Raw genomic sequence first — 19861 nt, forward strand, 5'->3', positions numbered from 1 at the left:
TCTCCTTGGGGAGTTGCCGGTGGGGGGTCGCGCGGGTGGGTGGTGCACGGGGACCCTGACGCCGTTGTTCGGATCTCCGTGTGCCCGGCGAGCGGCACGCCCCAAAGCTAGAGCCCGGCCCCGAGGGCTCCCAATGAGGGAACCCCCTAAGGGAGTTGGGCAGGGATAACCCTCGGTGGGACCAGGTAAACCCAGGTCGGTTCAGGTCGTGCGGCGGCCCGCGGCCAGCCGGACGATGTCCACCCGCGAGCGGATTCCCAGCTTCCGGTAGACCCGGGTGAGGGTCGCCTCGACGGTCTTGACGCTGATGAACAGGCGGGCCGCGATCTCCCGGTTGGTCGCGCCCTCCATCACGAGCGAGGCGACCTGACGCTCCATCGAGGCGAGTCCCTCCAGCGCGTCACGCGCGACCGGCGCCGCCACCGGGGCCGGCTCCACCGCGGTGGCACCGGCCGTGGCGGCCGCGTCGACCTGCCGCAGCCAGGGCAGCGCCCGGCAGCGCCGGAACAGCCGGGCGGCCTCGTCATACGACGCCGGTCCCGGCAGGGGAGCGCCGCCCGTGCGCGGGAACGCGGCGGCCTGGGCGCGCAGCCGGGCCAGGTCGAAGGCGGCCCGCGCCTCCTCCAGGCCGTAGCCGAGCCCGCCGAGCCGGTCCCGCACGGACGCCAGCCGGACGGCGGCCGCCTCGTGTTCGCCCCGCGCCGCCCGTACCAGGGCCTCGGCCCGGTCCAGCACGGCGAGCACGCTCTGGCGGCCCAGCCGCAGCGCGTGCGCCCGTGCCGTGTCGATGACGTCCTGGGCCTCGCCCGGTTCGCCGATGCGGACCAGTGCCTCGGCGAGGTCGCCGTGCCAGCGGCCGCGCGCCGGGTCCGTGATGCCGAGGCTCTGCTCCAGCTCCCGCACCCGGCGCAGCGAACGGACCGTGGCCGCCGGGTCCCCGGCCACCAACTGGGCGTAGCCCAGCGCCGCCAGGGCCCGCGACAGGTACATCTGGTCACCGTCGACCTCGGCGTGGTCCGCCGCCTCACGGGCGAGCGCCAGGGCCCGGTCGACGTCCCCGGCGGAGGCCTCCGCGAGGGAGGTGAGCATGGCCGAGGCGCCCTCGCCGATCCCCGAGTCCCGGGCGAGCCGCAGGCTCTCGCGGGCCAGGTCCAGCGCCCGGCCGCAGTGCCCGGAGCGCAGCTCGGTCTCGGCGAGGAAGCGCAGGAAGTGCACCTCGCTCTCGACCATGCCGCGCCGCCGCACCTCGCGCAGCAGCGCGGTGATCGTCGCCCGCGCCTCGGGCAGCTGGTCGCTCATGATCAGCCAGCGGAACCGGGCCGAACCGGCGCCGTTGTGGTGGCAGGCCACGTACGGGTCCTGGGGTTCCCTGAGCGCCCGTTTGACGGTCGCGGGGGCGTCCGGGTGGCCCATCAGGGTCTCGGTGGAGGCCTGGAAGGACAGCGCCATCAGCTCCGTGCGCCGGTCCTCGCCCCGGGCGGCCAGCTCCGCCGCGTGCGCGGCCTCCTGCCGGGCCTCGGCGAAGTCGCCTTCCACGACCAGGCCGCGCCAGGCCAGTTGGTAGTGGACCAGGGCGAGCAGCCGCGGGTCGTCGCCCGCGTCGGCCAGGGCCTGCGGGAAGACGGCGTCGACGTCGCCGAGCGCTTGGCCGGCCGCCTCGATGACCACCATCCAGGCCCGCACGCGCTCCGCCGGCACGGTGGCACGCGTCAGCACGTCGCGGGCGATGTCCCGGGCGAGGTCGGCCTCGCCGGCGGTGATCGCGTCCTCCGCGGCCTGCAACCGCCGCTCGTCCGGGCCCGGCGCGCTGTCCGCCGGGGTGTGCCGGGCGGCGAGCAGCCCGAGCGAGGCGGCCACGGACGGCGCCCCGCGGTCCCGGGCCAGCGCGCCGGCCTCGGCGAGCCGGGCCGCCACCTCCGGGTCGGTCCCGGTGGTCGCCAGGGCCAGGTGCCGGGCCCGCTCGATCGGGTCGGAGGCCGCCGTGGACAGCGCGGCGTGCACGGCCCGACGCTCCGCCGCCGGCGCCTCCGCGTACAGCGCGGCCGAGATCAGCGGATGCGCGAACCGTACGGCGGGGCCCTCCGCCTCCGTCGCCAGCAGGCCCAGGGCCGCCGCCTGGGCGGTCTCGGCCTCGGCGTGCTCCCGCCCGGCCGCGTGCAGCAGCGCCAGCGTGGGACGCGCGCCGGCGCTGGCCACCAGCAGGGTGCGGCGCGCCTCGTCCGACAGCATCTCCAGCCGGCTCAGCACCAGGGCCCGCAGCGAGGTCGGCACCGGCAGGGGCTCGCCGGGCCGGGGCCGGGCCGGGCTCTCCGCGAGGGCGCGGCCCAGCTCCAGGGCGAAGAGCGGGTTGCCGGCGCTGGTGCGGTGGATGTCGCGGACCGTGGAGCGGGACAGGGGGGTGTAGCCGCGGTGGTCGAGCAGCGCCGAGACCTGGGCACGGGTCAGGGGGCCCAGCCGGACGGCGAGCGTGTCCGGCGGAGACGCGCGTAGATGGCGGTCGTACTCCTGGCCCTCGGTCCGCACCGCGCACAGCATCTGCACGGGCGTGTCGCCCAGCCGGCGGGCGGCGAAGCCGAGCAGTTCGGCACTGGCGGCATCCAGCCACTGCAGGTCGTCGGCGACGACGAGCACCGGCCCCTCGGCGGCCAGCGCCCGCAGCGCCGACAGCACGGCGAGACGCAGCGCGAGCCCGTCCTGCTGGAGGGTGGACTCGCCGCGGCCGGTGAGCGCCGACTCCAGGGCGGTGCGCTGGGCGGCGGGCAGCCGGCCGGAGACGTCGTCCAGGACCAGGCCGAACAGGTCGGCCAGGGCCAGGAAGGGCAGGTGGGATTCGGACTCGGTGGCCGAGCAGCGCAACACGGTCCGGGCCGCACCGCCGTAATCAGCGGCCAGCGCCCGCAGGACCGTCGACTTTCCTATTCCGGCGGGGCCGTGGAGCAGCACGCTGCCGCCCCGGCCGAGCTGCTCACGTGCCGACGTGAACAGGTCCTCCCGGCCGATGACCAGGTCGGGGCGGCTCCTGGGAGGCTCCTGGAAGTCCCGTCGCACGGTCACCGCTTCCCTCCCTGTGTCGTGTCCTGGCCAATATTAGGCAACAGTGCATTGAATTTCGGACGGACGGTGTGGTGAGGGAAATAACAGCGGGCCTCGACGGGCGAAATTCATCGGTCTCCCGAAAACGGCGGAACACGGGGTCGGCGCCCGGTCGGGAACGCTTCGGCATATCGAACGGACCGGCATATCAGAAAACATCACAAACCTACGGCAACCATCCCGCCCGACGCGCGGCGACCACGGCCTCGCCCCGGGTCCGGGCCCGCAGTTTCCGCATGGCCGACCGCAGATACCCCTTGACGGTCTCGGGCGTCACCCCGAGCCGCTCGGCGGCGACCGCGTTCGTGGCGCCCGCGGCGACGCACGCCAGCACGTCCACCTCGCGCGGCGCGAGCCGGACCCGGGCCGGGGAACCGGCACCACCGGCGCCCTCGGCGCCACCGGCATCGGCCGTCAGCAGCGCGCACGCCTGGAGCAGCTCGGCGCGCAGGCCCGGATCCGCGATCCGCGGGGCCAGCGCCCGCAGCGCCGCGTGCGCCTCCCGCACCTGCTCCCAGCCCGCGCCCGCCTCGGCGGCCAGCGCCCGGGCCTCGTCACGCACGGCCAGCGCCCGCTCCACGTCCCGCGCCGCCTCCACGGCCGCGTCCAGCATGCGCCCACCCAGCGGCTGGGCGGTGCGCAGCGCCCCGTACAGCACCCCGCGCACCCGGTGCCGTACCACCACCGGCACGGCCAGCACCGAGCGCAGCCCCTCCACGGCCACCGCGGCGTCGTACTCGTGGCTGATCTGCCGCGACGCCGAGTAGTCCGTCACCACGCACGGCCGGGCGAGCGCCACCGTCTTGCCGCCCAGCCCGGTCCCGGACGTCACGACCAGCGACCGCAGCGCGTGCGTCGCCGTGCCGTCCAGCTCGCTGATGCGCATCCGCTGCCCGGCCTCCAGCAGGCCGCCGAAGGCCACCGGAAGGCCCGTGGCGCGCCGCAGACGCAGCAGCGCGTCCCGTATCTCGACCGCGTCGGACGCGTCTGCTGTCACCTGTTCGCCCCTTCACTACGGCTGCCACGCGGGCGCACCCCCCGTTCGGGGGTAGTGAGACCTGCATCACGGATTACACGATGGCTCAGAGCCGCCCGGCAATGGTCCGGCACCCAGGAGGACAGATGACATCGGCGACGGAGCTGTTCCGCAGCGCGCGGGATTTCCTGCTGGAACACCGCGAGGACTACCCAACGGCCTACGCGGGGTTCCGCTGGCCCCGTCCCGAGTACTTCAACTGGGCGCTCGACTGGTTCGACGAGATCGCCGACGGCAACGCCCGCACGGCCCTGCACATCGTCGAGGAGGACGGCCGCGAGACACAGCTGTCCTTCGGGGAGCTGTCGGTGCGGTCGGCCCAGTTCGCCTCCTGGCTGCGCGCCCGGGGCGTGCGCGCCGAGGACCGCATCCTCGTCATGCTCGGCAACCAGGCGGAACTGTGGATCGTCGCGCTCGCGGCGATGAAGCTGCGCGCGGTGGTCATCCCGGCCACCCCGCTGCTCGGCCCCGCCGACCTGCGCGACCGCGTGCAGCGCGGCCGGGTCCGGCACGTCGTCGCGCGCCCCGAGGACACGGGCAAGTTCGCCGAGGTCCCCGGCGACTACACGCGTATCGCCGCCTGCGCCGCCGACGCCGTGCCCGACGGCTGGCTGCCGCTGGACGACGCCTACGGAGCCTCCGCCGACTTCACTCCCGACGGCCCGACCCGGGCCGACGACCCGCTGATGCTCTACTTCACCTCGGGCACCACCGCCCGGCCGAAGCTCGTCGAGCACACCCACACCTCGTACCCGATCGGCCACCTGTCGACGATGTACTGGATCGGCCTCAAGCCGGGCGACGTGCACCTGAACATCTCCTCTCCGGGCTGGGCCAAGCACGCCTGGTCCAACCTCTTCGCCCCGTGGAACGCCGAGGCGACCGTCTTCCTGCACAACTACACGCGTTTCGACGCCGCTCGTCTCATGGCCGAGATGGACCGGGCGGGCGTCACCACCTTCTGCGCGCCGCCGACGGTCTGGCGGATGCTCATCCAGGCCGACCTCACCCAGCTGCGCACACCGCCCCGCGAGGTCGTCGCCGCCGGCGAGCCGCTCAACCCGGAGGTCATCGAGCAGGTCCGCCGGTCCTGGGGCGTCACCATCCGGGACGGCTTCGGCCAGACCGAGACGGCCGTGCAGGTCGCCAACAGCCCCGGCCAGCTCCTCAAGACCGGCTCGATGGGCCGCCCGAGCCCCGGCTACCGCGTCGAACTCCTCGACCCCGTCTCGGGCGCGCCGGGTGCCGCGGAGGGCGAGATCGCCCTCGACCTGTCGGAGCGCCCGGTCGGCCTGATGACCGGCTACCACGGCGACGCGGACCGGACGGCGGAGGCGATGGCGGGCGGCTACTACCGGACGGGGGACATCGCTTCCAGGGACGAAGAGGGATATCTCACCTATACCGGGCGCAGCGATGACGTCTTCAAGGCCTCCGACTACAAGATCAGTCCCTTCGAGCTGGAGAGCGCGCTGCTGGAGCACGAGGCGGTGGCCGAGGCGGCGGTCGTCCCGGCCCCGGACGACCTGCGGCTCGCCGTGCCGAAGGCGTACGTCGTCCTCGCGGACGGCTGGGAGCCCGGCCCCGACACGGCCAAGGTGCTGTTCGAGCACTCCCGGGAGACCCTGGCCCCCTACAAGCGCATCCGCCGGCTCGAGTTCGGCGAGCTGCCCAAGACCGTCTCCGGCAAGATCCGCCGGATCGAACTGCGCGAGGCCACGGCGGCCGGCTCGGACGCCGAGTACCGCGAGGAGGACTTCCGGTGAACTCCTACAGCCACGGAACCGGCGGCACGGCGCTGCTCGGCGACACCATCGGGGCCAACCTGGACCGGGCCGTGGCCACCTGGCCGGACCGCGAGGCGCTGGTGGACGTACCGTCCGGGCGGCGCTGGACCTACGCGCAGTTCGGCGCGGCGGTGGACGAACTCGCCTCCGCCCTGCTGGCCTCCGGTGTCGCCAAGGGCGACCGGGTGGGCATCTGGGCGGTCAACTGCCCCGAGTGGGTGCTCGTCCAGTACGCCACCGCCCGCCTCGGCGCGATCATGGTGAACATCAACCCGGCGTACCGCACCCACGAGGTCGAGTACGTCCTCAAGCAGGCCGGCGTGTCCCTGCTGTTCGCGTCCCTGAGCCACAAGACGAGCGACTACCGGTCGATGGTCGAGCAGGTGCGGGGCCGCTGCCCCGAGCTGCGCGAGGTCGTCTACTTCGGCGACCCGAGCTGGGACGCACTGCTCGGACGGGCGACCCCGGACCCGGTCTACGAGGCCCTCTCCTGCGACGAGCCCATCAACATCCAGTACACGTCGGGCACGACGGGCTTCCCCAAGGGCGCGACCCTCTCGCACCACAACATCCTCAACAACGGCTACTTCGTGGGCGAGTCGATCGCCTACACCGAGCGGGACCGGGTCTGCGTCCCGGTGCCCTTCTACCACTGCTTCGGCATGGTCATGGGCAACCTCGCCGCCACCTCCCACGGCGCCTGCGTGGTCATCCCGGCTCCGTCCTTCGACCCGAAGGCGACCCTGGACGCGGTCCAGCAGGAGCGCTGCACCTCGCTCTACGGCGTCCCCACCATGTTCATCGCGGAACTGAACCTGCCGGACTTCGCCTCCTACGACCTCTCCTCCCTGCGCACGGGCATCATGGCGGGTTCGCCCTGCCCGGTGGAGGTGATGAAGCGGGTCGTCGCCGAGATGCACATGGCGGAGGTCTCCATCTGCTACGGCATGACCGAGACGTCCCCGGTCTCCCTCCAGACCCGCAGGGACGACGACCTGGAGCACCGCACGGGCACGGTCGGCCGGGTCCTGCCGCACATCGAGGTCAAGATCGTCGACCCGGCGACGGGCGTGACACGACCCCGCGACGTGGCGGGCGAGTTGTGCACCCGCGGGTACAGCGTGATGCTCGGCTACTGGAACGAGCCGGAGAAGACCGCCGAGGCGATCGACGCGGGCCGCTGGATGCACACCGGCGACCTCGCCGTGATGCGCGAGGACGGATACGTCGAGATCGTCGGCCGCATCAAGGACATGATCATCCGGGGCGGGGAGAACATCTACCCCCGCGAGATCGAGGAGTTCCTCTACGCCCACCCCAAGATCCAGGACGTCCAGGTCGTGGGCGTCCCGCACGACCACTACGGCGAGGAGGTCCTGGCCTGCGTCATCGCCCGCGACCCGGCCGCCCCGCCGACCCTGGAGGAACTGCGGGCCTTCTGCGAGGGGCGGCTGGCGCACTACAAGATCCCGAGCAGGCTGCAGATCCTCGACTCCTTCCCGATGACGGTGTCCGGCAAGGTGCGCAAGGTGGAGCTGCGGGAGCGGTTCGGCGGCTAGGCGTGCTGTGCGGAGAGGTTGGTCTCACGGCGCTGGACTGCACCGTCACTTCCCTGCGCCCTGACCCGGACGACAGGCCGTAAGGCCCCGGCGGCGGTCGGTTCGGACGGTGGCGCGCATGCACACCCGGGGCCAGCGGTCCAGGCCGTGTGCGGCCTCACCCGCGCGGATCGCGCGCAGGCCGGGCGTGAGCTCGTGCTCGTCCAGGGTGCGGAAGCCGAGGCGGGCGTAGTAGGGGGCGTTCCACGGGACCTCCGCGAAGGTGGTCAGCGTCAGCGCGGTCAGGCCCTCCTCGCGGGCGTGGCCGGCGGCGTGGGCCAGCAGGTCCCGGCCGACGCCGCGGCGTGCGGCGCGCGGGTGGACCGAGACCTGCTCGATGTGCAGGGCGCCGTCCACGGGTTCGGCGACGAGGTACGCGACAGGGCGGTCCCGCTCGTCCACCGCGACCCAGCAGCGGCCGGCCCCGCGGTAGCGCTCCAGTACGTCGAGCCCCGGCGGTTCGTCGTCGGCGATCTCCGGCATGCCGAGGTCGCGGAAGGGGGCGCCGGCGGCGCGCTCGATGTCCTGGAGGGCGGGGAGTTCGGCGGGGGCCGCCGGGCGGATGCGCGGGGGCATGGGCTGAGTATGGGCCGTGGTGGCGTTCAACGGGCCCGGTTCTCCGTGCCTCCGGCGTGCAGTGTCTCGGCCGGGCCGTTCACCGGGCGCGGTGTCCCGGTGAGGTCGAGGACGAACAGCGGGATCCCCAGGGCGTCGGCGCGGGCCCGGGCGTCGTCCGCGTACCCGGTGAGGGAGAAGTAGAGGCAGTCCGCGGACTCCGTCATGGCCGTCAGCCACAGGCACTCCACGTCCCGCAGCGTCGCCGGACGCACGGCCGGGTCGACCTGCGCGACGACGCCGCGGGCGGCGAGGCCGATGCCGGACGGGGGCCGCTGGTCGGCCCGGCGGACGTTCCGGTAGCCCAGCCAGCGCAGGTACAGCGCGGCCGCGGTGACGGCGTCGAGCGCGGTACGGATCGCTACGGACCGGAAGGGCGGCCTGCCGGCAGCAGGGGGAGCAGGGGGAGAAAGGGCAGCGGTGGGGGCCGCCGAGGGGTCGGCGTTCGTCAGCGGCACCCGCAGCACCACCCCGCACGGGCACCCCACCTCCGGTCGCGGCCACTCCCCGCACCGGCCGCAGGACTCGCACCGCACCGTCACCCAGTCCTCCTGCCAGACCCGGTGCGAGACCGGCACCGCCGCCCCCTGCCGGTCCAGCGGCGGGGCGACGGGCGCGCCGCACACGCACGGGTACGCCGGCGCCGTGTAGCGGTGCTCCCGGCGGCAGGCCGGGCAGCGCACCGGGACGATCTCGGCCATGGCCACTCCAGCACCGCTTCGCGAACGGACAGCGTGTCCATCGTGCTCCTTCCGGCCCCCGCCTGTCCGCCGGTTGCCGTCTCTTGACGGCCTTCCCCCACCCCACCTACATTCATTCCAGATCGTAGAAAATACTTTCCACCATACGGAAGAAGCTCACCGCGGGGCGCGACGGGAGTGCGAATCCGACAGCCGAAGCAGGAGTACTCGATGGCTCGAATGACCGCTGCCCGCGCGGCAGTTGAGATCCTCAAGCGCGAGGGCGTCACCGACGCGTTCGGTGTCCCGGGCGCGGCGATCAACCCCTTCTACGCGGCGCTCAAAGCCTCCGGCGGCATCACCCACACCCTCGCCCGGCACGTCGAGGGCGCCTCGCACATGGCCGAGGGCTACACCCGCACCCACCCGGGCAACATCGGCGTCTGCATCGGCACCTCCGGCCCGGCCGGCACCGACATGATCACGGGCCTGTACTCCGCGACCGGCGACTCCATCCCGATCCTGTGCATCACGGGCCAGGCCCCGACCGCCGTGATCCACAAGGAGGACTTCCAGGCCGTCGACATCGCCGCCATCGCCAAGCCGGTCACCAAGATGGCCGTGACCGTGCTGGAGGCCGCGCAGGTCCCGGGCGTCTTCCAGCAGGCGTTCCACCTGATGCGCTCCGGCCGCCCCGGCCCGGTCCTGATCGACCTGCCGATCGACGTGCAGCTCACGGAGATCGAGTTCGACCCGGAGACGTACGAGCCGCTCCCGGTCTACAAGCCCGCCGCCACCCGCGCCCAGATCGAGAAGGCGATCGGGATGCTGAACGCCGCCGAGCGGCCGCTGATCGTGGCCGGCGGCGGCGTCATCAACGCCGACGCCAGCGAACTGCTCGTCGAATTCGCCGAGTTGACCGGCGCGCCCGTCGTCCCCACCCTCATGGGCTGGGGCGTCCTCCCCGACGACCACGAGCTGAACGCCGGCATGGTCGGCCTGCAGACCTCGCACCGCTACGGCAACGCGACCTTCCTGGAGTCCGACTTCGTCCTCGGCATCGGCAACCGCTGGGCCAACCGCCACACCGGCAAACTCGACGTCTACACGGCCGGGCGCACGTTCGTCCACGTCGACATCGAGCCCACCCAGATCGGCCGGATCTTCGCCCCCGACTACGGCATCGCCTCCGACGCCAAGGCCGCCCTGGAGCTGTTCGTCGAGGTGGCGCGCGAGCTGAAGGCGGCCGGCCGGCTGCCCGACCGCTCCGCCTGGGCCGCCGCCGCGCAGGAGAAGAAGGCCACCCTCCAGCGCCGTACGCACTTCGACGACATCCCGATCAAGCCGCAGCGCGTCTACGAGGAGATGAACAAGGCCTTCGGCCCGGAGACCCGGTACGTCTCCACCATCGGCCTCTCGCAGATCGCCGGCGCCCAGATGCTGCACGTCTACCGGCCCCGGCACTGGATCAACTGCGGCCAGGCCGGCCCGCTCGGCTGGACCGTCCCGGCCGCGCTCGGCGTCGCCAAGGCCGACCCGGAGGCGTCCGTCGTCGCGCTCTCCGGCGACTACGACTTCCAGTTCATGATCGAGGAACTGGCCGTCGGCGCGCAGCACCGGATCCCGTACGTCCACGTCCTCGTGAACAACGCCTACCTGGGGCTGATCCGCCAGGCGCAGCGGGCCTTCGACATCGACTTCCAGGTCAAGCTGGAGTTCGAGAACATCAACACGCCCGAGCTCGGCGTCTACGGCGTCGACCACGTCAAGGTCGCCGAGGGCCTCGGCTGCAAGGCGATCCGGGTGACCGACCCGGCCGAACTGGGCGCCGCGTTCGAGCAGGCCAAGAAGCTCGCCGCGGAGCACCGGGTCCCGGTCGTCGTCGAGGCGATCCTGGAGCGCGTCACCAACATCGCCATGTCGACGACCAACGACATCGGCAACGTCGTGGAGTTCGAGGAACTCGCCACCGAGCCCGGCCACGCGCCGACCTCGATCAGGACGCTGAAGGTCTGACGCGTACGCGGCTGAGGGGCGGTCCGTCTCCCGGGACGGGCCGCCCCTCACGCGTTCAGTTCCCGCCGCCTCCTCCGCATCCGCCGCCGCCTCCGCCGCAGTAGGCGTGGCCCGCACTTCCGCCTCCGCCTCCGTACGGACCGCGCGCGTGCTTGAGGAGGCCCTTGCCGCCCACCTCGGCCCGGCGGACCAGGCCCGCCCGCAGGGCGAACCGCGGCACCAGCAGCCGCAGCGCCGCCTCGCCGTGCAGGGCGACGGCGAGCAGCCGGTCGTGGTCGCTCAGGCCGCGTCGGCTCGCGGGCAGCGGATGGCGCTGCCGCAGCTCCCGCACGTGGCGGCGGGCAGCGCGCGTGGGGCCGAGCAGCGGGTAGCGCAGCAGGCCCGCCTCCGCGAGGGGGATGCGCATCAGGGCCACCGCGAGCCGGATGTCCGGGTCCTTCACCAGGGTCCGCAGGCCGGACGGCTCGCGCAGGGCCGTGTGCACCGCCTGCGCCAGGGGAGACGGCGGCCGCTCCCCGGCCACGGCGTCCGCGACACCCCTGCGCATCGTCCCCGGCAGGTCGGCCTCCACCAGGCCCCGCAGATACAGGTCCACCACGGCGACGGTGACGGCGGCCCGCGGGCCGTCCCTCAGCAGTGCGATCTCGTGCGGCTCCAGCCGGACCGCCGTACCGTCGCCCATGGCTTCACCCCCGTACCGGGGCCCGCCGCCCCCGTGCCGGCGGGCCCCGTGTGTCGAGAATGTGCCCGGCCCCGGGGGCGGTTGAAGCCCCCGGGGCCGGGTTCAGAGGTTCATTTGAGGGTGCCGTACGGGGCGTACGACCGGTGCCGTACGCGCTCAGGTCGCGTGGTGCTCCGACAGCCCGGGCCAGTCGTCCGGGCCGCCGCCCTGCCACTCGACGAGGTCGCTCTCCTCGACGTCCGTGACGTAGAGGTCGGCCAGCCGCAGGATCTCCGCCACGTCGTCGACGTGGGTGGCGATGCCGAGCGGCTCCTCGCCCAGGGTGACCCGGCGCGAGCCGTCCAGGGCGGGGGCGTGGACCACGACGTGCGGGTGCTCGGTTGGATGTGCCATGTCTTCAGGCTGCTGCGGACGGAACCGTTCCGCACCCTGAGCGGGCTGGCCGTCCGGCGGCGCGAGGCTGGGCGCGACAGGACATTCGCGCCGCCGGACGGGGTCTGGGGGGAGGGGTGGGTCCTGGGACCGCGGCGGGTGCGACGGAGGCCAAAGCGGGCTTCCCTCAGGTCGAGAAGCCGGTCCGGCCTCCTTCACCACCGCACTGGCTCGCAACCGCCGCGGTCCGCGCAGCCCTGCCCGCGTCCGTGCCCGGGGCGACCACCCCTCATCCGGGTCGGTCCCGGGCGGTCGGACGCGGTCAGGGAGTTCAGTCCTCGCGCAGGGCGCGGACCGCCTCCTCCACGCGCCGCCCGTAGTCGGGGTCGGCGGCGTGGAAGTGCGCGAGGTTCTTCTCGATCACGTCGTCGCGGGAGACCTGGGAGAGGCCGCCGGCGATGTTCGCGACCAGGCGGGACTTCTCCTCGGCGGACATCAGCCGGTACAGCTCGCCCGCCTGGAAGAAGTCGTCGTCCTTGGTGTGGGCAGGGGCCGCGTGGGTGCCCGTGTGGCCGTGCACCGCGAGCGGGGCCGACAGCGGCCGGCCGGTCTCGACCGGGCCGTCGTAGGAGTTCGGCTCGTAGTTCTTCGCGTACCGGCCCTGCGGGTTGGACGCCATGAGGCCGTCCCGGCCGTAGTTCTCGGCGGTCGTGGCCCGGGGCGCGTTGACGGCCAACTGCGTGTGGTTGACGCCCAGGCGGTAGCGGTGGGCGTCCGCGTAGGCGAACAGCCGGCCCTGGAGCATCTTGTCGGGCGAGGGGCCGATGCCCGGCACGAAGTTGTTCGGGGAGAACGCGGCCTGCTCGACCTCGGCGAAGACGTTGTCCGGGTTGCGGTCGAGGACCAGCCGGCCCACGCGCCGCAGCGGATGGTCGGCGTGCGGCCAGACCTTGGTCAGGTCGAACGGGTTGAAGCGGTAGCCGGCCGCCTCGGACGCCGGCATGAGCTGCACGTACAGGGTCCAGGACGGGTGCACGCCCCGCTCGATGGCCTGGAGCAGGTCCGTCTGGTGGGAGTTCGGGTCCTTGCCGGCGAGCTCCGCGGCCTGCTCGCTGCTCAGGCAGCGGATGCCCTGGTTGGTCTTGAAGTGGTACTTGACGAAGAAGGCCTCGCCCGCGCTGTTCGTCCACTGGTAGGTGTGCGAGCCGTAGCCGTTCATGTGCCGGTACGAGGCCGGGATGCCGCGGTCGCCCATCAGCCAGGTCACCTGGTGCGTGGCCTCGGGGGAGTGCGCCCAGAAGTCCCAGACGTTGTCCGGCTCCTGACGGCCCGTGAACGGGTCCCGCTTCTGCGAGTGGATGAAGTCCGGGAACTTGATGGGGTCCTTGATGAAGAACACCGGCGTGTTGTTGCCGACGAGGTCGTAATTGCCCTCCTCGGTGTAGAACTTCACCGCGAAACCACGCGGGTCGCGGACCGCGTCCGCGCCGCCCAGCGAGTCGGCCACGGTGGAGAAGCGGACGAACACCTCGGTGCGCCGGCCGACCGTGGTCAGGAAGTCGGCGTGCGTGAAGTCCGTGACGTCGTCGGTGACTTCGAAGTGGCCGTACCCGCCCGAGCCGCGGGCGTGCACCACGCGCTCCGGGATGCGCTCGCGGTTGAAGCGCGCGAGCTTCTCCAGCAGATGCTGGTCCTGGAGCAGGAGCGGGCCGCCGACGCCGGCGGTGGCGGAGTTCTGGTTGTCGGCGACGGGGGCGCCGGACTCGGTGGTGAGCACGCGCTGCGACATCGTGACCTTCCGTACGAGAGGGCAGCGGAAAAGTGTTTCCGCTTTGTGGAGCCTAGGGTCGGGGCGATCGGGCGTCAACAGTTTGTTGAAGCGGTGGGCATGGCTGGGCCGGGCGGTGCCGCCGCTCTGGGCGCGACAGGACAGGTGTCAGCGGCGGCACCGCCCGGGGTTTCGGGGCGCGGGCCTCAGACCTGGGCGCCGGACAGCCGCTCCACGGCCCGCAGCAGCGCCGAGTGGTCGAGGCCGCCGTCGCCCTGCGCGCGCAGGGAGGCGACCAGCTGGGCGACCACGGCGCCGACGGGCAGGGCCGCCCCGACGGTGCGGGCGGCGTCCGTGACGATGCCCATGTCCTTGTGGTGCAGGTCGATGCGGAAGCCCGGCTTGAAGTCGCGGTTCAGGAAGTTGTCCTTCTTCCGCGTCAGCACGGTGGAGCCCGCGAGTCCGCCGTTGAGGACGTCCAGGGCCGCCTTCAGGTCCACGCCGGACTTCTCCAGGAAGACCACGGCCTCGGCGCACGCCTGGATGTTCACGGCGACGATCAGCTGGTTGGCGGCCTTCACGGTCTGGCCGGAGCCGTGCGGTCCGCACAGCACGATCGTCTTGCCGAGCGCCTCGAAGATCGGCTCGGCCTGGTCGAAGTCGGCCTGCTCGCCGCCGACCATGATGGACAGCACGGCCTCGATGGCGCCGGCCTCACCGCCGGACACCGGGGCGTCCAGCACGCGGATGCCCTTGTCCTTGGCGGCCTTCGCCAGGTCGACCGAGGTCTGCGGGGTGATCGAGGACATGTCGATCAGCAGCGCGCCCGGCCGCGCGTTCTCCAGGATGCCGTCGGGGCCGTACGCGATGGCCTCGACCTGCGGCGAGGCCGGGACCATCGTGATGACGACGTCGGCGTCCCGCACGGCCTCGGCGATCGAGCCGGCCACCGTGCCGCCGGCGGCGGCCAGCCGGTCCAGCTTCTCCTGCTCCAGCGTGAAGCCGGTGACGTCGTAACCCGCCTTGATCAGGTTCTCGGACATGGGGGAGCCCATGATGCCGAGGCCGATCCAGGCGATCTTGGGGAGGGAGTTGCTCATGATGGGGTGCCTTTCGGTACGGGGGTCAGCGGGGCAGCCAGTCGAAGGCCTCGGCGCTCGGGCGGTCGCCCGGCTTGTACTCGAGGCCGACCCAGCCGTCGTAACCCGCCTTCGCCAGCTGGTCGAGGAGGTCTTCGAGGGGCAGCGAGCCCGTGCCCGGCGCGCCGCGGCCCGGGTTGTCGGCGATCTGGACGTGGCCGGTCTGCGCGGCGTACCGCTCGATCACCGCCGGGAGGTCCTCGCCGTTCATGGACAGGTGGTAGAGGTCCATGAGGAAGCGGGCGTTGCCCAGCCCCGTCGCCTCGTTGACCTTGTCGACGACGCCCACGGCCGCCGGGGCCGACACCAGCGGGTACAGCGGTGACTCGGGCTTGTTCAGCGCCTCGATCAGCAGGACCGCGCCGATCCGGTCGGCCGCCCGCGCCGCCAGGACCAGGTTCTCCAGCGCGAGGGCGTCCTGCTCGGCCGGGTCCACGCCCTCGAGGCGGTTGCCGTACAGGGCGTTGAGCGCCGTGCAGCCCAGGGAGGCCGCGAAGTCGGCGGCCACGTCGATGTTGGCGCGGAACCGCTCCGACTCCTCGCCGGGGACCGACAGGGCGCCGCGGTCCGGGCCGGGGAGCTGCCCGGCGTAGAAGTTCAGGCCGGTGAGCTGTACGCCCGCGTCCTCGATCGCCTGCTTCAGGGAGTCGAGCTCGGACCGGTCGGGCGTGGGCGAGTCGACCCAGGGCCACCACAGCTCGACCGCGGTGAAGCCGGCCGCGGCGGCGGCCGCCGGGCGCTCCAGGAGCGGGAGTTCCGTGAAGAGGATCGACAGGTTGACGTTGAAGCGCTGGTCTGCGAATCCCATCGGGGGTGGCGCTCCCTTCCTGGTGGCTCGGCAAGTCCGACGTAATTCCACATTGCGGAATCATGTTTCTGCGTAATGGAAGATTGCCTGTGGCTGGGAAGGACTGTCAAGAGCACACGCGAAAAAGCGCCCCCGCGCGGGGGCGCGGGGGCGCAGCGGCAGGAGAGGTCACAGGGCGTCGACGGCGCTCACCTTCCAGCCCTCGGAGGTGCGGGTCAGTGTCATGCGCACCCGGTTCAGGTCCACCCGGGACCCCGTGACCTGGGTGCTCCGGGTGACCTGGTTGACGAAGAGCAGGACGACGGCCCGGTCCGCCGAGGCCGACACGACGGAGGCCGCCGGGTCGCCGCCGCCCGCCGGTTCCGCGACCGTCGCCTTCACCACCCCGTGGTACTTCCGCGCCGTCGGCCCGACCACCGCCTTGGTCGTCCTGCGGTACTCCTCGGCGAACGTCCCGGTCAGATGGGTCCGCGCCCGGGCGAAGTCGCGCTCCAGACGCCGGTAGTCGTACGACAGGACGACCGGTGCCGCCGTCCGGGCCGCCGCGAGGGCCTGCTGCCGGGCCTGCCCGGCCTGCCGTCCGTCCAGGTACTGCCGCCCGAGCACGGCGCCCGCGACGAGACCGGCCAGGAGCAGGAGGGCGAGGGCGAGGGGGAGCGGCCTCCGCCACGGGCGCGGCGTTCGCACGGCCGTGTCGCCCGCGTCGGCCGCGTCGGCGGGCTCGGTCGGTTGGGCGGGCTCGGCGGGCCCGGCCGGTTCGGCGGGCTCGGCCGGTGCGGCCGCCGCCACGGCCTCGGCGAACTCGGGCGACGGCTCGGGTGGGTCGTCCCAGCCGTCGCCCGGCGCCTCGACGAGCAGGGTGCGCCCGGACGGCTGCCGCTCCGGCACCACGCGCTCGGTACGTTCCGTCGGCTCGCCGCGCTGTGTGCGCTTGGCCGCCGCGCGGGCGGCCGCGGTCAGGGTGCGGCGGGCGGGGGAGCCGGCGCCGCGGCCTCGGGTGGTCGGATTCGCCACGGTCTGTCTCCTCGGTGCCTCGATGCGGGACGGGTGGTCAGCCGACGAACTCGACGTCGGAGGTCAGCCAGCGGCCGCCCTCCAGGACGAGGTCGAGCTGCAGCCGGTACGTGCGTGCCTCCCCCTTGGGCACGGCGGTGTTGGTCACCTTGCTGTCGGCGACCACCAGGATCCGTGCCGTCCGCGCGTCGGACCGCACCAGGCCCGCCTCGAGGACCTGGCCCTCGGACACCGACCTGTTCTGCGCGACGAGTTCGGTCAGCTCCCGGGTCTGCGCGGCGAACTGCTTCCTGAAGTCGCCGGTGGCGCCCCTCAGCACGTTGCCGCTGTCGCGGTCGTAGTGCCGGTAGTCGAGCGAGGTGAAGTTCAGCGCCGACTGCCGGGCCGCCGCCAGGATGTCCTGGCGGCGCTGCTCGGCCGCGCGCTGCTCGTGCACCTGGAAGCCCAGCCAGAGGGCCGACGCCGTGGTCACGACCGTCGCCGCGGCGAGCCCCGCCGACAGCGCCCGCCGGCGGCCGGCCGCCGGCGCGGCGCGATCCCCGGCCTGCCCAGCCGTGGGGCGGCGGGTGTCCGCCCGCCCGGCGATCAGCCGCCGCAGCGGTCGCACGGCCCGCGTGAGCGGGCCGCCGGTCAGCGGGCGCGGGCCCCCGCTCATGCCATCGGTCCGACGAGCAGCCATTGCCACGAGTCCTTTCCGAACACGGTCTGTTCGCCGCCCGTCGAGCCGATCTCGACGGGCGTTCCGTCCGGGCCGGTGGCGGTGCCGGTCTCCGGGTCGTACGGGGCGACGTACGCCGCCCGGTCGGCGCCGCCGGAACGGCCGGAGGCGCCGGGGGCGTTCTGGGCGCCGCGCACCGAGGTGTCGCTGCCGCGCGGGGCGGTGCAGCGGGCGTCGGTGTTCGCCGGGCGCGTGCTGGTGTCGGCGGGGTCGCGCCGCCGCGTGTCGTACCCCTGGGTACAGGCCGGTGGGTCGTCGGCGCCCAGGACCAGACCGAAGTGGGTGGTCCCGTCGCCGGGAACGACGGTGTGGCTGCCCGCGACCACCACCGGGAAGGTGACCAGGGCCTGCTCCACGCCGGGCAGCCGGGCCAGCGTGACCTGGCCGCCGCTGATGAGGTTGGCCAGCAGCACCGGCAGGTCCGGCCGGAGCGACTTCAGCAGCGAGTTGACCTCCGTTCCGGCGGGCGGCGTGTTGCCGATCAGCCGGCGCAGGTCCCCGTCGCTCGACTTCAACTGCGCGGTGAGCGCGGCCAGATCACGGGAGAACGACTTGATGGACGAGCCCTGGTCGGCCTGCGTCCTGAGGACCCTGCGCGAGTCCTCGATGAGCGAGATCGTCTCCGGGAGGGAGTCGGACGCCGACTCGACGAGCGCGTTGCCCGAGTCCACCAGCCGGCTCAGCCGCGGCCCCGTCCCCGCGAAGGCCTCGCCCAGCTCGTCGACGGTGACCCGCAGATCGTCCTTGCCGACGGAGTTCACCAGCCGGTCCAGGCTGACGACCATGTCCGTGACGGGCAGCGGGACACGGGTGCGGTCGCGCGGGATCGTACTGCCGTCCAGCAGGTACGGGCCGTCCGTGCGGCGCGGTTGCAGGTCGACGTACTGCTCGCCCACCGCCGAGCGGTTCGCCACCACCGCCAGCGTGTCCGAGGGGATGCGCGGCGCGCCGTCCTCGATGTCCAGGGCCACCGACACACCGGAGCCGGACAGCCGCAGCTCGCCCACGCGGCCCACCGGCACGCCCCGGTAGGTGACCTCGGCGCCGGAGAAGATGCCGCCGGAGTCGGCGAAGTCGGCCCGCACGGTGTAGCCCCGGTCGAGCAGGCCGTCCACCAGGCCGGTGTACTCGGCGCCGACGTACGACACGCCGACGGCGGTGACGGCGGCGAAGGCGAGCAGCTGGACCTTGACCGTACGCGTGATCACGGCTGTATCCCCTTCAGCAGCAGCTCCGCCAGATCGAGGTCGATCCCCGGCGGAAGGCGGTGGGAGCCGGCCGGAGGGCCGTAGGCCGCGGTGCACACCGGCGGGCACAGCGGACCGCCGTCCGAGGGGGACGTGGGGGCCGGGGGCTCGACGGGCGTGTCCGGCAGGTCCGGCGTGCCCGGCACGCTCGGTGCCGGGAGCGGCGGCACGTCCGGGAGCTCGGGCGGGCTCGGCACCTCGGGCAGGTCCGGCGCCTGAGGCCTACCGGAGCCGCCCTTGCCGCCAGGCTTCTCGGTGAGGTTGCCGTAGATGCCCGCCAGGTCCAGGTCGGCGGTCACCCTGAGGTTCACGTAGTCGCCCTTGACGGCGTCCACCGCGTTGCGCGGGAACGGGTAGGTCGTCAGCAGTTCGAGGGAGTTGGGCAGGTCGTCGCCCGCCTTGTTCAGCTGTTGCAGGATCGGGCGGAGCCGCTTCAGGTTCGCGACCGTGTCGTCCCGCGAGGCGTTGACCACCTTCGTGCCCGTCTTGCCGAGCTGGGACAGGGCGGTGAGCATCTTCGTCAGGTCGCGCCGCTGGTCGGCGAGGACCTTCAGCGCGGGCGGCATGGTGTCGACGGCCGTGGCGATGGTCCTCTTCTCCTTGGCGAGGCGCTTGGCCAGCCGGTCGATGCCCTTGAGCGCCCGGACGATGTCCGCGCGCTGGTCGTCCAGGCCGCCGATGAACGTGTTCAGCTCCTTGAGCAGCGACCTGACCCGGTTCTCACGGCCCTCCAGGGCCTTGTTGAGCTCCACGGTGATCGTCTTGAGCTGGGCGACCCCGCCGCCGTTGAGGAGGGCGGAGAGGGCGGACAGCACTTCCTCGACCTCCGCGTTGCGGCCGCTGCGGGACAGCGGGATCAGGTCGCCGTCGCCGAGCCGGCCCACGGGGGCGGCGCCCGGCGGGGCGGACAGCGCCACGTACTTCTCGCCGAGCATGCTGGTCTGCCGCAGCTCGGCGACCGCGTTGCCGGGCAGCTTCACATGGTCGGCGACCCGCAGCCGGACCCGGGCGTGCCAGCCGTCCAGCTCGACCTTCTCGACGGCGCCCACCGTGACCTCGTCGACCTTGACCGCGGACCGCGGCACCAGGTCCAGGACGTCCCGGAACTCGACCGTGACGTGGTAGGCACGGCCGTCCGCGGCGGCGCCGCCGGGCAGCGGCACGTCGTACCAGCCGTTGAACCCGCAGCCGGTCAGCAGCAGCGCACCGGCCGCCGTCCACACGACCGGCCGGACCATGCGCGGAGCGCTCCGCGACCCGCCTATGGGCGACCTGCCTATGCGCGACG

The 19861-nt window shown here is 73.1% G+C and carries 16 protein-coding genes; 3 read left to right on the forward strand and 13 right to left on the reverse strand.

Annotated elements, in window-relative coordinates:
* Nucleotides 1-201: 201 nt before the first annotated feature.
* Together C1703_RS32420 and C1703_RS32425 are read right to left on the reverse strand one after the other, a co-directional pair.
* Nucleotides 202-3054 carry a LuxR family transcriptional regulator gene (locus C1703_RS32420; protein ID WP_114256166.1) on the reverse strand — a complete coding sequence of 951 codons (2853 nt, stop codon included), beginning with the start codon at nt 3052-3054 and terminating at the stop codon, nt 202-204.
* A gap of 205 nt (nt 3055-3259) precedes the next feature.
* Nucleotides 3260-4090: a helix-turn-helix transcriptional regulator gene (locus C1703_RS32425; protein ID WP_114256167.1), complete on the reverse strand. Its 831-nt coding sequence runs from the start codon at nt 4088-4090 to the stop codon at nt 3260-3262.
* Nucleotides 4091-4215: 125 nt separating this feature from the next.
* Between C1703_RS32425 and C1703_RS32430 the strand changes: the two genes are divergently transcribed.
* Both C1703_RS32430 and C1703_RS32435 read left to right on the forward strand, forming a co-directional pair.
* Nucleotides 4216-5895, forward strand: coding sequence for an AMP-binding protein (locus tag C1703_RS32430; protein ID WP_114256168.1), 1680 nt, complete (start codon nt 4216-4218; stop codon nt 5893-5895).
* Entirely contained in the window at nt 5892-7475 is a 1584-nt protein-coding gene (locus C1703_RS32435; RefSeq protein ID WP_114256169.1) for an AMP-binding protein, read from the forward strand. Before C1703_RS32430 ends, C1703_RS32435 begins: the two co-directional genes overlap by 4 nt.
* A gap of 45 nt (nt 7476-7520) precedes the next feature.
* On the opposite strand, the gene C1703_RS32440 is transcribed toward C1703_RS32435, so the two are convergent.
* Both C1703_RS32440 and C1703_RS32445 read right to left on the reverse strand, forming a co-directional pair.
* Nucleotides 7521-8090 carry a GNAT family N-acetyltransferase gene (locus tag C1703_RS32440; protein WP_114256170.1) on the reverse strand — a complete coding sequence of 190 codons (570 nt, stop codon included), beginning with the start codon at nt 8088-8090 and terminating at the stop codon, nt 7521-7523.
* A gap of 26 nt (nt 8091-8116) precedes the next feature.
* Nucleotides 8117-8830, reverse strand: coding sequence for a hypothetical protein (locus tag C1703_RS32445; RefSeq protein ID WP_114256171.1), 714 nt, complete (start codon nt 8828-8830; stop codon nt 8117-8119).
* A 210-nt stretch (nt 8831-9040) separates the two neighbouring features.
* On the opposite strand from C1703_RS32445, the gene gcl reads away from it, so the two are divergent.
* Nucleotides 9041-10825, forward strand: coding sequence for a glyoxylate carboligase (gcl, locus tag C1703_RS32450; RefSeq protein WP_114256172.1), 1785 nt, complete (start codon nt 9041-9043; stop codon nt 10823-10825).
* 55 nt (nt 10826-10880) lie between these two features.
* On the opposite strand, the gene C1703_RS32455 is transcribed toward gcl, so the two are convergent.
* The 9 genes from C1703_RS32455 to C1703_RS32495 all read right to left on the reverse strand — a co-directional run bounded on the left by C1703_RS32455 (nt 10881) and on the right by C1703_RS32495 (nt 19811).
* Complete coding sequence (locus C1703_RS32455; RefSeq protein ID WP_114256173.1) at nt 10881-11507, reverse strand: TIGR04222 domain-containing membrane protein; 627 nt, start codon at nt 11505-11507, stop codon at nt 10881-10883.
* Between the two features lie 156 nt (nt 11508-11663).
* Nucleotides 11664-11900, reverse strand: coding sequence for a hypothetical protein (locus tag C1703_RS32460; RefSeq protein WP_114256174.1), 237 nt, complete (start codon nt 11898-11900; stop codon nt 11664-11666).
* Nucleotides 11901-12210: 310 nt separating this feature from the next.
* Entirely contained in the window at nt 12211-13668 is a 1458-nt protein-coding gene (locus C1703_RS32465; RefSeq protein ID WP_114256175.1) for a catalase, read from the reverse strand.
* A 185-nt stretch (nt 13669-13853) separates the two neighbouring features.
* Nucleotides 13854-14747, reverse strand: a complete 894-nt coding sequence (locus tag C1703_RS32470; RefSeq protein ID WP_114256176.1) for a 2-hydroxy-3-oxopropionate reductase — start codon at nt 14745-14747, stop codon at nt 13854-13856.
* Between the two features lie 25 nt (nt 14748-14772).
* A complete protein-coding gene (locus C1703_RS32475; protein ID WP_114256177.1) occupies nt 14773-15594 on the reverse strand; it encodes a TIM barrel protein in 822 nt (273 codons plus the stop codon).
* A 168-nt stretch (nt 15595-15762) separates the two neighbouring features.
* The gene (locus C1703_RS32480; RefSeq protein ID WP_114256178.1) at nt 15763-16608 is read right to left on the reverse strand and encodes a hypothetical protein; all 846 of its coding nucleotides are present in this window, start codon (nt 16606-16608) and stop codon (nt 15763-15765) included.
* Between the two features lie 37 nt (nt 16609-16645).
* Nucleotides 16646-17263 carry a hypothetical protein gene (locus C1703_RS32485; RefSeq protein WP_232840657.1) on the reverse strand — a complete coding sequence of 206 codons (618 nt, stop codon included), beginning with the start codon at nt 17261-17263 and terminating at the stop codon, nt 16646-16648.
* Nucleotides 17260-18534: an MlaD family protein gene (locus tag C1703_RS32490; RefSeq protein WP_114256179.1), complete on the reverse strand. Its 1275-nt coding sequence runs from the start codon at nt 18532-18534 to the stop codon at nt 17260-17262. The genes C1703_RS32485 and C1703_RS32490 overlap by 4 nt, the downstream gene beginning before the upstream one ends.
* Nucleotides 18531-19811: an MCE family protein gene (locus tag C1703_RS32495; RefSeq protein WP_114256180.1), complete on the reverse strand. Its 1281-nt coding sequence runs from the start codon at nt 19809-19811 to the stop codon at nt 18531-18533. The genes C1703_RS32490 and C1703_RS32495 overlap by 4 nt, the downstream gene beginning before the upstream one ends.
* Nucleotides 19812-19861: the final 50 nt, after the last annotated feature.

Source organism: Streptomyces sp. Go-475 (genome assembly GCF_003330845.1).
Classification (GTDB): Bacteria; Actinomycetota; Actinomycetes; order Streptomycetales; family Streptomycetaceae; genus Streptomyces.

What these genes read in the sequence shown, in the direction of transcription:
- C1703_RS32445 (WP_114256171.1), bottom strand. Translation starts at nt 8,830, where the DNA reads ATGGCCGAGATCGTCCCGGTGCGCTGCCCGGCCTGCCGCCGGGAGCAC.
- C1703_RS32475 (WP_114256177.1), bottom strand. Translation starts at nt 15,594, where the DNA reads ATGGGATTCGCAGACCAGCGCTTCAACGTCAACCTGTCGATCCTCTTC.
- C1703_RS32440 (WP_114256170.1), bottom strand. Translation starts at nt 8,090, where the DNA reads ATGCCCCCGCGCATCCGCCCGGCGGCCCCCGCCGAACTCCCCGCCCTC.
- C1703_RS32465 (WP_114256175.1), bottom strand. Translation starts at nt 13,668, where the DNA reads ATGTCGCAGCGCGTGCTCACCACCGAGTCCGGCGCCCCCGTCGCCGAC.
- gcl (WP_114256172.1), top strand. Translation starts at nt 9,041, where the DNA reads ATGGCTCGAATGACCGCTGCCCGCGCGGCAGTTGAGATCCTCAAGCGC.
- C1703_RS32485 (WP_232840657.1), bottom strand. Translation starts at nt 17,263, where the DNA reads ATGAGCGGGGGCCCGCGCCCGCTGACCGGCGGCCCGCTCACGCGGGCC.
- C1703_RS32430 (WP_114256168.1), top strand. Translation starts at nt 4,216, where the DNA reads ATGACATCGGCGACGGAGCTGTTCCGCAGCGCGCGGGATTTCCTGCTG.
- C1703_RS32495 (WP_114256180.1), bottom strand. Translation starts at nt 19,811, where the DNA reads ATGGTCCGGCCGGTCGTGTGGACGGCGGCCGGTGCGCTGCTGCTGACC.
- C1703_RS32470 (WP_114256176.1), bottom strand. Translation starts at nt 14,747, where the DNA reads ATGAGCAACTCCCTCCCCAAGATCGCCTGGATCGGCCTCGGCATCATG.
- C1703_RS32460 (WP_114256174.1), bottom strand. Translation starts at nt 11,900, where the DNA reads ATGGCACATCCAACCGAGCACCCGCACGTCGTGGTCCACGCCCCCGCC.
- C1703_RS32455 (WP_114256173.1), bottom strand. Translation starts at nt 11,507, where the DNA reads ATGGGCGACGGTACGGCGGTCCGGCTGGAGCCGCACGAGATCGCACTG.